This window comes from Nocardia sp. CY41 (assembly GCF_009829325.1).
Classification (GTDB): Bacteria; Actinomycetota; Actinomycetes; order Mycobacteriales; family Mycobacteriaceae; genus Nocardia.
This window is the reverse complement of the sequence record NZ_VUOS01000009.1, coordinates 113,591-126,736: the sequence shown is the minus strand read 5'-3', so window position 1 is coordinate 126,736 and position 13,146 is coordinate 113,591. Positions and strand designations below refer to the sequence as shown.

The following is a 13,146-nucleotide window of genomic DNA, read 5'->3' as shown; positions in this document are numbered from 1 at the left end:
CCGTGCCGGATTGCTTCCGGTCGTGGCGTCGCTCTCCGCGTATATCCGTCCGGTCAGAACGCGGCTTCGTCGAGATCCATCACGCTGATGTCGACATCGGAGATCACCGACCACTCCGCGCTGAGGTGCGGCAGGACCGTCTTGGCGAAGAACGATGCCACGGCGATCTTTCCCTGGTAGAAGGCGCGGTCCTGGTCGGCGGGATCGGCATCCAATGCGGCGATGGCGATTTCGGCGGCGACGATCAGCCGCCAGGCGACGAGGAGGTCGCCGACGGCGAGCAGGAACCGGACGGAGTTCAGTCCGATCTTGTACAACTCGGTGGGTTGCTGCTGGGCGGCGAGCAGATGCTGGGTGAACCGACCCGCCATGTCCTGGACGTCCTCCAGCGCGGTGGCGAGCAGAACCTTCTCGGCCTTGAGCCGGCCGTTGCCCGTGGAAGAGTGAGCCGTGTCCCGGATCCGGCTCGCGAGGTGGGCCAGGGCGACGCCGCGGTCGCGGGCGATCTTGCGGAAGAAGAAGTCCTGCGCCTGGATGGCGGTGGTGCCCTCGTAGAGCGAGTCGATCTTCGCGTCGCGGATGTACTGCTCGATCGGGTAGTCCTGCAGGAAGCCGGAACCGCCCAGGGTCTGCAGCGACTCGGTCAGGTACTGGTAGGCCCGCTCGGAGCCGACACCCTTGACGATCGGCAGCAGCAGGTCGTTGACCCGCGCGGCCAGCTCCGCGTCCGCGCCCGAGATGTGCTGTGCCACCACATCGTTCTGGTGCCCGGCGGTGTAGAGATAGACAGCGCGCAGGCCTTCGGTGTATGCCTTCTGCATCATCAGCGACCGGCGCACGTCGGCGTGCCGGGTGATGGTCACCTTCGGCGCGGTCTTGTCGGCCATCCGGGTCAGATCGCTGCCTTGCACGCGGTTCTTCGCGTATTCGAGGGCGTTGAGGTACCCCGTGGACAAGGTGGCGATGGCCTTGGTGCCGACCATCATGCGGGCTTCCTCGATGACCTGGAACATCTGCGCGATGCCGTTGTGCACCTCGCCGACCAGCCAGCCCTTGGCCGGGATGCCGTGGCCGCCGAAGGTGACCTCACAGGTGGCGGACGCCTTCAGACCCATCTTGTGCTCGACGTTGGTGACGAAGACGCCGTTGCGCTCGCCCAGCTCACCGGTCTCGTGGTCGAAGTGGAACTTCGGCACGAAGAACAGCGACAGGCCCTTGGTGCCCGGTCCCGCGCCCTCGGGGCGGGCCAGGACCAGGTGCATGATGTTCGGGAACAGGTCGTCGGAGTCGGCGGAGGTGATGAACCGCTTGACGCCCTCGATGTGCCAGGAGCCGTCTTCCTGCTCGATCGCCTTGGTGCGCCCGGCGCCCACGTCGGAACCGGCGTCGGGCTCGGTCAGCACCATCGTGGCCCCCCAGTTGCGCTCGGTGATGAACTGCGCCCAGCGCTGCTGCTGCTCGGTGCCGACGCCGTGCATGATGTGGGCCATCGTCGGCCCGGTCAGGTACATGTAGGCCGCGGGCTGCGCCCCCAGCACGAATTCACTGATGGCCCAGCTGAGCATCGAGGGAGCGGGCACCCCGCCGACCGCCTCCGACTTGCCGACGCGCCACCAGTCGGCGTCGTACCAGGCGCGCACCGCCTTCTTGAACGGCTCGGGCAGGCTGACGGAGTGCGTGGCCGGATCGAAAACGGGCGGGGTGCGGTCGGTTTCGGCGTACGGTTCGGCGACCGGTCCCTCGGCCAGGCGCGCCGCCTCCGCCAGCATCGATCGCACGGTTTCTCCGTCCAGATCCCCGAACGCTCCGGTCCGCAGGATGTCGTCGAGTCCGTACACCTCGAAGAGGTTGAATTCGAGGTCGCGCACGTTGCTCTTGTAATGGCTCACGGGCCAATGCCTTTCGAGAAACGGCCGGTGTACCGGCGAGGGAATCGGCGGGCGCACCTTCAGGTGATCACCCACGGCACACTGTGCGGCACCGACAACTCGAAATCAATCTGATGTTAATGACCGCTAAGTAAAGTGCGAGTTGGGTGGTGGCATTCAATCCGCTGCTAGCGCATATTCGGCGCGAATAAGTTAATAGCCACTAAGTGGTACAAATCACTGCGCGCCGACTCGGCCGTGGATTCCGGCGGTTCCGATTCCCTCCCCGATGGCCACGAGAATCTCGACGAGCTCGGCACGCCGCCGGAAGCGGGGATTGCGTACGGCATCTATGACCACCGTGGTGACGGCCCGGCTGAGCACCCGCGCGCTCGGCGCGGACAGGTCCGGCCGCACGGCCTGCAGCATGCGGGCCCACTGGGCGATGCCGTCGAGGCGCACCCGTCGGTAGCGCTGCACCCCGTCGCCCGGCAGATGCCGGATCTCGCTGACGGTGATCGCCAAGAGATCGGGTTCGTCGACGCCCAGCTGGGCGAAGCTGCGCATGAGCGAGCGCATGGACTCCTCGGCGCTACGACCCTCGGCGATGGCCCGGGCGAGCAGCAGTCGCAGCCACTCGTCCTGGCGCCGGACGATCTGGTCCAGCAAATCCGCCTTGCTCGAGAAGTGGTGATAGAGCGCGGGTCCGGTCACGCCGACGGCCGCACCGATGTCTTCGATGCCCACGGCGGCGTAGCCGCGGGTGCTGAACAGTCGCGCCGCCTCGGCGAGCATCCGCTCCGACCGCAGCGCTCGGTCGAGTGCGGCGTTGCCGGTCTCCATGCGTGGTGGCCGGTTCGGCGCGTGGCCGGCCGGGCGCGCGGGCATCCGGGTCGTGATCACGGCCGCGACGGCGGCGTCGAGCACCTGCGCGGCGGCCGGTGCGGGCAACTCGGCGCGATGATAGGAGGGGCTGACCGCGATCGACACCACACACCAGCTGAGCAGTTCCACATCGGCGGCGCTCAGCTCGGGGCGGCGCAGGCGGATCGTGCGCCGCAGGTAGCGGGTCAGCCGCGCGACGCGGACGAGCACCGCGGTCTTGTCGGCGGCGGTCAAGTTGCGGAACTCCAGTTGCCACAAGCGCGGCAGGCCGCGCAGCTCGAGCGCGACCCGGACCAGTTCGGCCAGGACCGCGCCACCGGAATCGTCGGCGCGATACGCGGCATCGAGCCGGTGGAGCGTGTTGTCGAGCCCGACCATCAGGCACTGTCCAAGAAGTTGCTGCTTGTTGTGGAAGTGCCGATACAGCGCCGTCGCCGAGATGCCGACCGCGGCGGCGATGTCGGCCATCGTCGTGCCGTAATAGCCGCCGTGCGTGAAGGCGTCGACCGCGGCGTCGAGGATCATTTCGCGCCGATGCGGTGGTCTTCGTCGTGGCTGTCCGCCGTGCGCCTGTGTGCCCATCGCGGTCAGTGTCGCCTATCGGATCATCCTCGGCGGGGGCGGGCCGCCTCCGCGTGCGAGCCGTTCGCTGGTGTGCGCGGCGGGATCCGGCGCGACGGTCATCCTGATGACGATTTCGTCATAGCCGACGCCGCGGTTCTACTGTCGAGTAGGCTTCCCGCAGCTATCACCAGCCCGGGGATCGTTCATCGATCAGGTAAGCAGAGGGAGCCCGCCCGTGAGCGCTGAGACCGCGGACGCCACAGCACTGTCCAGCATGGCGGCCCGCCTGCGCATTGCGTCGACCGTCATCCTGCGGCGCGCTCGGCGGGATCCCGAGGAACGGCGGCTTTCCGCGACGCAGTGGGCAGTTCTCGGTCGTCTGCATCGGCACGGCGCCATGGCCGCGGTCGACTTGGCGCGACTGGAGATGCTCCGGCCGCAAACGATGCGCAACGTGGTCGACGGATTGCGTGATCAGGGCCTGATCGTCGGTGTGCGCGACCCGAACGACGGACGCCGGGTGAACCTGACCCTCACCGAAGAAGGCCGCGCGTGGGTGTGCGGTCACCAGGCCTCCGCTAACGACGCACTCACGCAGGTGTTGTCGGAGAGCCTGCGGACCGGTGAGTTGGACAAGGTCGGCGAGGCGCTGGATCTGCTGGAGCGCATCGCCTACGGATGATCGCGGCGCGGCTTCGCCGAGCGCGGGCTGCCTCGAGGGCGGATCACCTCGCCGGGCAGCCGCACGATGACATCGCAGCCGGTCCGTCGGCAGACGGGTGAGCGCCCGGGTCCAGAGATCGATGATCGCACGGCCGCACTCGTCGGCGGTGCGACCGACCGGTGGGTCCAGGACGGCGCCGTGGATCTGCGCCTCCACCGCCTGCACGAGCAGCACGGCCGTCAACGCCGGGTCGGCGCCGCCGACGTCGAGGCGGCGCAGATGGAACTCCACTTCGCCCGCGAGTACCTGTTCGAGCCGGCGCAGGCGTTCGACGCCCTCACGTGTGCACGGCGCTTGATCGAAGAGCAGCCGGTGCATCTCCGGTTGCGCGGTGTGCAACCGCGTCACGGCGTCGACGAGCTGCCGGATGGTTTCGCGCAGCGGTGGCTGCTCGCGCGCAGGCGCTCGGCCGCGACGAGGAGCGCCAGGGATGCCTCGCGCGGGTGACGTTCGGCGAGCGCGTACAGCAGCGCGTCCTTGTTCGGGACGTAGTGGTACACCTTAACGTCGAAACCCTTCGCCGCCGCCGGCGCCGCGAACGGCCACATGGCCGCGGCGTGCCCACCGGCGCCGTGGATCAGGATCATCTGCACGTCCGCCCCGGTCGGCGGACACGTTCGACGTGCACCCGGTGCCCGCGCCACGACCAGGTGCCCGACTGCGGCCGTAGCTCCGGGTCCGCCGCGCAGGTCGTAGGGAAGGAATGCGAGGTAGGAGGTGTGCGTGATACGCCGCCACTACGACGAACAGGATCGCCGAACTCGCCGGCGTCTCCATCGGAACCCTCTGGACGCCGGGCATCTACCAGCCGGCCGAGGCGTTCGCCGAGATTCGCGACCAGTTGGTCACCGGCCCGGTGGTCGATCGGTGACATCGCCGGCCTGTGGCCCTCGAGCGCCCGCAATGCCGTCCGGGTCCGCACCGGCGCGGTAGGTAAGGTCTGAAGCGTCGTGGAACGGACTCCACGATGCAGCCGCCGAACACCTTCGCGCGGAGCGCCGCCCTGTCGAACGAAGAGAGCTGATTGATGCCGACCTCCACAGCGCGTGCACAGATCGGGGTCACCGGTCTGGCGGTCATGGGTAGCAACATCGCACGGAACTTCGCCAGGAACGGCTATACCGTTGCGCTGCACAACCGTACCGTCGCCAAGACCGACGCACTGCTCGAGGCGCACGGCGACGACGGCGACTTCGTGCGCACCGAGACCGTCGAGGAGTTCATCGCCGCGCTCGAGAAGCCGCGCCGCGTGCTGATCATGGTGAAGGCAGGCGCGGCGACCGACGCGGTGATCGAGGAACTGGCCGACGCGATGGAGCCGGGCGACATCATCATCGACGGCGGAAACGCGCTCTACACCGACACCATCCGGCGCGAGGCCGCGATGCGTGAGCGCGGGCTGAACTTCGTCGGAGCGGGCATCTCCGGTGGCGAGGAGGGCGCGCTCAACGGCCCCGCGATCATGCCGGGCGGTCCCAAGGAGTCCTACGACTCGCTCGGGCCGCTGCTGGAGTCCATCGCCGCCAAGGTCGACGGAACGCCCTGCTGCACCCATATCGGTCCCGACGGTTCCGGACATTTCGTCAAGATGGTGCACAACGGCATCGAGTACGCCGACATGCAGCTGATCGGCGAGGCCTACCACCTGTTCCGCGACGCGCTCGGTTTCGACGCCAAGCAGATCGCCGACGTGTTCACCCAGTGGAACTCCGGCGACCTGGAGAGCTACCTGGTCGAGATCACCGCCGAGGTGCTGAATCAGGTCGACGCGAAGACGGGCAAGCCGCTCGTCGACGTGATCGTCGACGCGGCGGAACAGAAGGGCACCGGGCGCTGGACGGTGAAGTCGGCGCTCGATCTCGGTGTGCCGGTCACCGGCATCGCCGAAGCGGTGTTCGCGCGAGCGCTGTCCGGTTCCCGCGAACAGCGCAAAGCCGCGCGCGGCTTGGCCTCGGGGCGGCTGGCCGACAAGCCCACCGATGTGGAACAGTTCACCGAGGACATCCGGCAGGCGCTCTACGCCTCCAAGGTGGTCGCGTACGCGCAGGGTTTCGACCAGATCGCCGCGGGCAGTGCCGAATACGACTGGGACCTGCGCCCCGGCGACCTCGCGACGATCTGGCGTGGCGGGTGCATCATCCGCGCCCGCTTCCTCAACCGGATCAAGGAAGCCTACGACGAGAACCCCGCGTTGCCGAGCTTGATCCTCGCGCCGTACTTCCGCGAAGCGATCGAGACGGCCATCGACAGCTGGCGCCGGGTCGTGGCCACCGCGACCCTGCTCGGCATCCCGGTGCCGGCGTTCGCCTCGTCCCTGTCCTACTACGACGCCCTGCGCGCCGAGCGCCTTCCGGCCGCCCTCACCCAGGGGCAGCGGGACTTCTTCGGCGCGCACACCTACGAGCGCGTGGACGCCGATGGCAAGTTCCACACGCTCTGGAGCGGTGACCGCAGCGAGGTCCGCGCCGACTAGCCGGGCGTAACGCAGTGCGGGATGCGTTCCCGCACTGCGGCATCGGTCGCTGTCAGCCTCGTCTTCCGGCAGCTCGCTCCCACGCCGCCCGGCGCAGCAGGCGCAGCCCGTTGAGCCCGACGATCACGGTGGAACCCTCGTGCCCGGCGACGCCGAGTGGAAGCGGCAGCGTTCCGGCGAGATCCCAGACGGCCAGTACGCCGATGAAGGTGGCGGCGATGGCGAGGTTCGCCAGCACTACCCGCCGTGCCTGCCGAGACAGCGCGATCACCGCCGGGATCGCGGTCAGGTCGTCGCGCACGACGACGGCGTCGGCGGTCTGCAGGGTCAGGTCGGAGCCGGCGCCCCCCATGGCGATGCCGACCTCGGCCGTGGCGAGGGCCGGAGCGTCGTTGATGCCGTCGCCCACGACGGTCACTTTCCGTCCGTCCTTCTGCAGTTCCCGCACGGCGGTCACCTTCTCGTCGGGCAGTAGCTCGGCCCGCACATCGGTGATGCCCAACCCGGTGGCGAGCCGGTCGGCGGCGGCGCGGTTGTCACCGGTCAGCAGCACCGGCGCGCTGCCGGTGACCGCGGTGCTCGCGCGAACGGCGGCCTCCGCTTCGGGGCGGAGCTGATCGGTCAGGGCCAGCACTCCGATCGGCTGATGTTCGCAGGTGACGACCACGGCGGTGTAGCCGTCGGCGTGAAATGCGTCGACAGCCATGTGCAGGGAGTGACTTTCATCCGCCGGTCCTGACGTGGTGGGGGAGCCGACGCCGACGAGGCGGTCGCCCACGCGAGCGGTCACGCCGCGACCGGGGTATGCCGTGAACTCGGTGGCCTCGGACAGTGGGAGACCCCGGCGCCGGGCCGCGCGCACGATCGCCGCCGCCAACGGGTGTTCGCTCGGGCGCTCGGCTGCCGCGGCGAGCGTGAGCAACTCGGCGTCGGTGAATCGTTTGTCGAGACAGCGTATTTCGGCGAGCTGGGGGATGCCGCGGGTCAGGGTGCCGGTCTTGTCGAAGGCGATGTGTGTGGTGGCGCCGAGCTTCTCCATGACGACCGCGGATTTGACCAGGACGCCGTGGCGACCGGCGTTGGCGATGGCCGCCAGCAGCGGCGGCATGGTGGCCAGCACGACCGCGCAGGGGGAGGCGACGATCATGAATGTCATCGCGCGCAAGAGTGATCGCCGGACGGTGTCTCCGAACAACAGGGGAACGACGAATACCGCGAGGGTGACCGCGACCATGCCGATCGAGTAGCGCTGTTCTATCTTCTCGATGAAAAGCTGGGTGCGCGCCTTGGTCCGGGCGGCCTGCTCGACCAGGGTTGCGATCCGCGCGACCACGGAGTCCTGTGCCCGGCGCTCGACGCGCACTCGCAGCGCGCCGGTGCCGTTGAGCGTGCCCGCGAACACCTCGTCGCCCGCGGTTTTGTCGACCGGCAGGGGTTCACCGGTGATGGTGGCTTGATCGACCTCGCTGCCGCCGGAGAGCACCGTCGAGTCCGCGGCGATCCGTTCACCGGGCCGCACTACGAGGACATCCCCGACGCGCAGGTCAGCGGCGTGCACCGTCTCCTCGGCGCCGTCATCGGTGACTCGGGTCGCGGTGTCCGGCGTGAGGTCGAGCAAGCCGCGCACCGAGTCCTCGGTCCTGGCGGTGGCCAGCGCTTCGAGGGCGCCGGAAGTCGCGAAGATGACGATCAGCAACGCGCCGTCGGTGATCTGGCCGATGGCGGCCGCGCCGATCGCCGCCGCGACCATGAGCAGGTCGACATCGAGCGTCTTGTCCCGGAGTGCCTGCACGCCGGCCCATCCCGGTTCCCAGCCGCCCGCGGCGTAGCAGGCCAGGTACAGGGCCCACCACAGCCACTGCGGACCATCGGCCAGCTGCATCGCGAGACCGGCGAGGAAGAACGCCACCGCCAGGGCGGCCCACCGTACTTCCGGCAGGGCGAACAGCCGGGTCCGGCGCGTGGGCACGCGATCGGACGGCGGAGTCGGACGGGTCGGCGCGAGTGTCGGCGCGGCCACGGGTCACCTCCAGGAGAGCAGTCGAGCGAACGCGCCGACCATAACAGAAAGCATGAACATGTCTTCATTTGTTCTTGGAGTATGCTTCTCAGTCATGGGACACGGTGTCGAGGGCAGGGATCGCCCTGCCGCGCGCCTGGATCCCGAATCGGCCGGTCACGTGGCGACCACGTTGCAGGCGCTGGCCACGCCGAGCCGATTGATGATCCTCACCGAACTGCGTCAGGGGCCGCTGCCGGTCAGCGCGCTCGCCGACGCCATCGGGATGGAACAGTCCGCCGTCTCTCATCAGCTGCGGCTACTGCGCAATCTCGGGCTGGTCACCGGCACTCGCACCGGCCGCAGCATCGTCTACAGCCTCTACGACAACCACGTCGCCCAACTGCTGGACGAGGCGATCTACCACAGCGAACATCTGCGGCTCGGGCTGGCCGATCGCCCCGAGACCGCAGGCTGACCGCGCACAGTCGTTGAGTGAACGCCCTTCGGCTCCCGATCGAGTGCGCTCGGGCCCGGAGCAAAAATCCACCGCTTGACCTGGAGCGCACTCCAGCACTTAGTGTGCGGTCGTACAGGGTTGCCCAGCGGAAGGGATCGGTTCATGGAACTCGGAATTCACGTCCCCGTCTTCGATATCGACGGCGGTGCGACCGCCATCGCCGGTGAGCTGGCGCGGGTGGGCGCGGCCGCGGAGGCGTCCGGAGCGACCTGGTTGTCGTTCATGGATCACTACTTCCAGATCGAGCCGACCGGGCTGCCCGCGGAGGCGAACATGCTCGAGGGTTACACCACCCTCGGCTACTTGGCCGCGCATACCGCACGCCTCGACCTCGGCCTGCTCGTCACCGGCGTGACCTATCGCCACCCCGGCCTGCTCGCCAAGATCGTCACCACGCTCGACGTCCTGTCCGGCGGCCGGGCCGTGCTCGGCATCGGCGCCGCGTGGTTCGAACGCGAACACCGTGGGCTCGGCGTGCCCTACCCGTCGACCGCCGAGCGGTTCTAGCGGCTGGAGGAAGCGTTGCGCATCTGCCGTCAGATGTGGGACGCGCAGGACAACGGGCCGTTCGAGGGGAAGTACTACCAACTGGCCGAGACGCTGTGCTCGCCGCAGCCAATCAATCGACCGAAAGTGCTGATCGGCGGCGGGGGAGAGCGCAAGACGCTGCGGTTGGTCGCGCAATACGGCGACGCCTGCAACCTGTTCGGTTCCTCGCCCGCGGACGTCGAGCACAAGCTCGAGGTACTGCGCAGGCATTGCGACGACGTCGGCCGCGATTATGACGATATTCGCAAGACGATCATCGCCAACAACCCGCGGCCGAACCCGGAAAACCGGGACGACTTCGTCCGGCAGATGGCGGACTACGCGAAACTCGGCATCGAAACCGCGATCGTCACTCCGACTACCGGCTCGCCGGCGGCGTGGATCGATGGCATGGCGCCTGCCGTCCCGCAGCTGGCCGAACTCGGCTGACGCAGCCGCAGTCCGCTTTCGATGCCGGTGCGACCTCGCTACGGGAGCCGGAGCGGCACTCCGTCAGAGTTTGTACCCGATCTGGCGCAGCAACTGTTTACGGGCAGCCTGGTCGTCGGCAGTCTCGACGCCGAGCGGCGCGGAACCGTCGATCACTCCGATGATTCCTCTGCCGAGTTCCGTTTCGGCGACCAGGACTTCCACGGGATTGGCTGTGGCACAGTATATTCCGCAGACTTCCGGAACCTGCTTGATCGCGTTGAGGACGTTGACGGGGTAGCCCTCGCGCAGAAAGACGATGAACGAGTGCCCCGCCCCGAGGTCGGCCGCGTTCTTGGTGGCGAGCTCGACGAGGGAGTCGTCGTTGCCGGAGTGGCGTATCAGGCGAGGACCGGAGGCCTCGCAGAACGCCAGCCCGAAGCGCAGATAGGGACCGACCCCGACCAGCGCTTCGTGCAGGTCTTCCACGGTCTTGATGAAATGGGACTGTCCGATGACGACGTTGAGGTCGTCCGGCTTGTCGATGCGCACGGCTGTCAGCTCCACAGCGACATACTGCGCGCCGCCGCCGGCGATTCATAGCATTTGGGAATTTATTTTGCTCGCGTCGCGAAGGGTGGGTTCGCCCCTACCCGGGGGCGCGGGCACCGGCCTAACCGGTGCGGGAAGGCAAGTCCACGACCAGCGCGGTGGCGTTGTCTCTTCCTCCGGCCAGGAGCGCGGCGTCCACCAGTGAGTTGGCGATCGCGGAAGCCGTGTCACCCTCGGCCAGGATAGCCTTGACGGCCGCGATGCCGAGCGGCTTGTGCACTCCGTCGGTGCTCAGCAGCAGCCTGCCCGTGCTCGAGCCGGTGGCGGCGTACCCGATCTGGTCCGGCCGGACGGTGCGGGCCGAGGTGGTGACCAGATGACCCATCCGCGCCGTGGGGACGCGCCCCCGGGCGCGGTAGAACTCGGCGACGGTGTGATCGGAAGTGATCTGATGCAGCACCCGGCCATTCCAGCGATACGCGCGACAGTCACCGACCCACGCCACCTCGCAGGGGCCATCCGGATGACCGGCCGAGGGTAGCACCGCGACCACGAGCACGGCGTCGGCCGAGGGTTCCGGGACCTCCCGCAGCAGCTCTTCCTGTGCTGCGAGGATCCCCGCTCGCGCCCCGTCGCGGGCTCCCGCACGTGCCGCCGCGGTGGCCACCGTGCGCGCCGCGCGGGCGCCGAGCAGATGGTCTCCGACACCGTCGGCGACGACGAATGCCGTCGCCCCGGTCAGCGCGTCGGTCTCGATCGCGACCGCGTCGGCGTTGATGGACCGTGACGCGCGCCGACTGGCGGAGGATCCCATGGACCCGCCCAGCCAGGATGTCTCGATCCGCGGCATGCTCGCGGTGGTGCCGGTGTGCATCAAGCTGGTCTCCTCGGGGGTGGGCTGGAGAGTGCTGCCGACCAGCACACGTCAAGGACACCGCATCAGTATTTGGGCTTGGCGAGAGCCGGTTGTGGGAACCCTGAGAATTCGCTCTCGATCAGGTCACGGCCGGTGTCCACGGTTGTCTCGCGGAGTCTCGGCGTCCTTCGCGCAGTCGCATTTCCGCGCTGCCGGTCGGTGGCGGAATCCGCAGCGGCAGTTATCGATCACCGCTGTACCTGTGCGGCACTCCACAGCTCGCGGCGCAATTCGCAACATTGTCTCCGGTTTCCGGCAATCCACCGGCTCACTGATCGTTGCTCGGCATATTTACGTTCTCCGGCTGTGCAGCAGATCCGAACGCAGCGCAAGTCGCGCCGACGCCGACCACTCTCATCCGAGTGCGCGGGGCTGTGGCCGAGCCCTACGCCGCATCTTGTGACGATCGCAAATCCGCAGCCGCCTGCTCGCTACGCCCCAGCGCGGTAGCGGGGCATGGGCGTGCCCGCCGCTGCTCGGCGCGAACGCAGCCGAAATTGTCTCTGCCGGTAAGACCCTCGCGCCGAGTCGAGGTCGTGGGAGCGACCCGCAGGCGCCCGACAACGCACGCTGCCGCCCCGGGCGGATCGCAGACGTGCCCGAATGGAGCATTACGTGGTCGTCAGTTCCGCCCGGCACGCTTCCCCGCGCTACGCGCCGCGGCTGATCCCACCTCGGGGAGACCTGCCCACCCCGCTGCTCGTGGTCGGCGCGATGGTCAGCATCCAGCTCGGCGCGGTCATCGCCAAGCATTTGTTCGCGTTGGCCTCGCCGGTGACGGTGGCATGCGCCCGGATCGTCCTCGCGGGTGTATTCGCGGTTCTGCTGTGGCGGCCGTCGCTGCGGGTAGACCGCACGGCTCTGCTTCCGATAGCGGGCCTGGGGGTGGCCATCGCGGGCATGAACGTGTGTTTCTACGCGGCGTTGGATCGCATCCCGCTGGGCATGGCGGTGACCATCGACTTCCTCGGTCCGCTCGCCATCGCCTCGATCGGGTCGCGGCGCACGCGTGACGCGCTGTGGATCGTCTGCGCAGGCGCGGGCGTCCTGTTGCTGGTCGACAGCGACGGGCCGGTGTCGTGGAGCGGCGTGCTGTTCGCGGTGGCAGCAGGCGCGGGATGGGCCGCGTACATCGCGTGCGCGGCCGTGGTCGGCAGGCACACCGGCGGACACGACGGATTGGCGTTGTCCATGGGACTCGGCGCGCTGCTCGCCTTACCGGTGGTCCTCGTCGATGGCACAGCGGCACTGGTGAACCCGAGTTTCCTGCTGGGCGCCGCGATGTTGGCGGTCCTGTCGTCGCTGGTGCCGCATGCCGTCGAAATGGCGGCCCTGCGCCGGATCACGCCCGCGGTGTTCGGCGTCATGATGAGTGCGGAGCCCGCGGTGGCCGCAGGCGCCGGACTGCTCCTGCTCGGCGAGGACATGCGGGCGGCGCAGTGGCTCGGAATCGGGCTGGTGATCCTGGCGTGCACAGGATCGGCGCGTGGCTCTCGGAACGACGGCACCGCGCGATGTGCCGAAATGGCGGTGTCCAGCGCGGTAGACAAAGTCACGTAGGTTTTCCGGATGTCGCCATGGCGCACTTGTTTCCGTCGCCACTGGCGACAGGCGCCATGACTAGGCAGAACGTATTCGGGCCATGGCGATTTCGGTAGACCGTGAAGTTTTCGGTGACGTAGACAACA

General features: G+C 68.3%; 9 protein-coding genes and 2 pseudogenes. 5 read left to right on the top strand and 6 right to left on the bottom strand.

The window, feature by feature from the left end:
• Window positions 1-53: 53 nt before the first annotated feature.
• Window positions 54-1,889: an acyl-CoA dehydrogenase gene (locus GVY64_RS11615; RefSeq protein WP_159840524.1), complete on the bottom strand. Its 1,836-nt coding sequence runs from the start codon at window positions 1,887-1,889 to the stop codon at window positions 54-56.
• A gap of 216 nt (window positions 1,890-2,105) precedes the next feature.
• Complete coding sequence (locus tag GVY64_RS11610) at window positions 2,106-3,335, bottom strand: TetR/AcrR family transcriptional regulator (RefSeq protein WP_159840523.1); 1,230 nt, start codon at window positions 3,333-3,335, stop codon at window positions 2,106-2,108.
• A gap of 217 nt (window positions 3,336-3,552) precedes the next feature.
• Between GVY64_RS11610 and GVY64_RS11605 the strand changes: the two genes are divergently transcribed.
• Window positions 3,553-3,999, top strand: coding sequence for a MarR family winged helix-turn-helix transcriptional regulator (locus GVY64_RS11605; RefSeq protein WP_159840522.1), 447 nt, complete (start codon window positions 3,553-3,555; stop codon window positions 3,997-3,999).
• Between the two features lie 207 nt (window positions 4,000-4,206).
• On the opposite strand, the pseudogene GVY64_RS39085 reads toward GVY64_RS11605, so the two are convergent.
• Window positions 4,207-4,389, bottom strand: a pseudogene (locus GVY64_RS39085) (TetR/AcrR family transcriptional regulator); the annotation flags it as partial.
• 679 nt (window positions 4,390-5,068) lie between these two features.
• Here GVY64_RS39085 and gndA point away from each other — a divergent pair.
• On the top strand, window positions 5,069-6,514 hold the full coding sequence (gene gndA / locus GVY64_RS11595; RefSeq protein WP_201297982.1) for an NADP-dependent phosphogluconate dehydrogenase: 1,446 nt from the start codon (window positions 5,069-5,071) through the stop codon (window positions 6,512-6,514).
• A gap of 52 nt (window positions 6,515-6,566) precedes the next feature.
• Here gndA and GVY64_RS11590 read toward each other — a convergent pair whose 3' ends face one another.
• Complete coding sequence (locus tag GVY64_RS11590) at window positions 6,567-8,534, bottom strand: heavy metal translocating P-type ATPase (protein WP_328820904.1); 1,968 nt, start codon at window positions 8,532-8,534, stop codon at window positions 6,567-6,569.
• Between the two features lie 94 nt (window positions 8,535-8,628).
• Here GVY64_RS11590 and GVY64_RS11585 point away from each other — a divergent pair, with 94 nt between their 5' ends.
• Window positions 8,629-8,991 carry an ArsR/SmtB family transcription factor gene (locus tag GVY64_RS11585; RefSeq protein WP_159840521.1) on the top strand — a complete coding sequence of 121 codons (363 nt, stop codon included), beginning with the start codon at window positions 8,629-8,631 and terminating at the stop codon, window positions 8,989-8,991.
• 144 nt (window positions 8,992-9,135) lie between these two features.
• A pseudogene (locus GVY64_RS11580) lies at window positions 9,136-10,011 on the top strand (LLM class F420-dependent oxidoreductase).
• Window positions 10,012-10,074: 63 nt separating this feature from the next.
• On the opposite strand, the gene GVY64_RS11575 reads toward GVY64_RS11580, so the two are convergent.
• Together GVY64_RS11575 and GVY64_RS11570 are read right to left on the bottom strand one after the other, a co-directional pair.
• Entirely contained in the window at window positions 10,075-10,557 is a 483-nt protein-coding gene (locus GVY64_RS11575) for an adenosine-specific kinase (protein ID WP_159840520.1), read from the bottom strand.
• A gap of 106 nt (window positions 10,558-10,663) precedes the next feature.
• Entirely contained in the window at window positions 10,664-11,464 is an 801-nt protein-coding gene (locus GVY64_RS11570; RefSeq protein ID WP_201297981.1) for a PP2C family protein-serine/threonine phosphatase, read from the bottom strand.
• 609 nt (window positions 11,465-12,073) lie between these two features.
• Here GVY64_RS11570 and GVY64_RS11565 point away from each other — a divergent pair.
• Complete coding sequence (locus GVY64_RS11565) at window positions 12,074-13,018, top strand: EamA family transporter (RefSeq protein ID WP_236566757.1); 945 nt, start codon at window positions 12,074-12,076, stop codon at window positions 13,016-13,018.
• Window positions 13,019-13,146: the final 128 nt, after the last annotated feature.

What these genes read in the sequence shown, in the direction of transcription:
- GVY64_RS11610 (WP_159840523.1), bottom strand. Translation starts at nt 3,335, where the DNA reads ATGGGCACACAGGCGCACGGCGGACAGCCACGACGAAGACCACCGCAT.
- gndA (WP_201297982.1), top strand. Translation starts at nt 5,069, where the DNA reads ATGCCGACCTCCACAGCGCGTGCACAGATCGGGGTCACCGGTCTGGCG.
- GVY64_RS11585 (WP_159840521.1), top strand. Translation starts at nt 8,629, where the DNA reads ATGGGACACGGTGTCGAGGGCAGGGATCGCCCTGCCGCGCGCCTGGAT.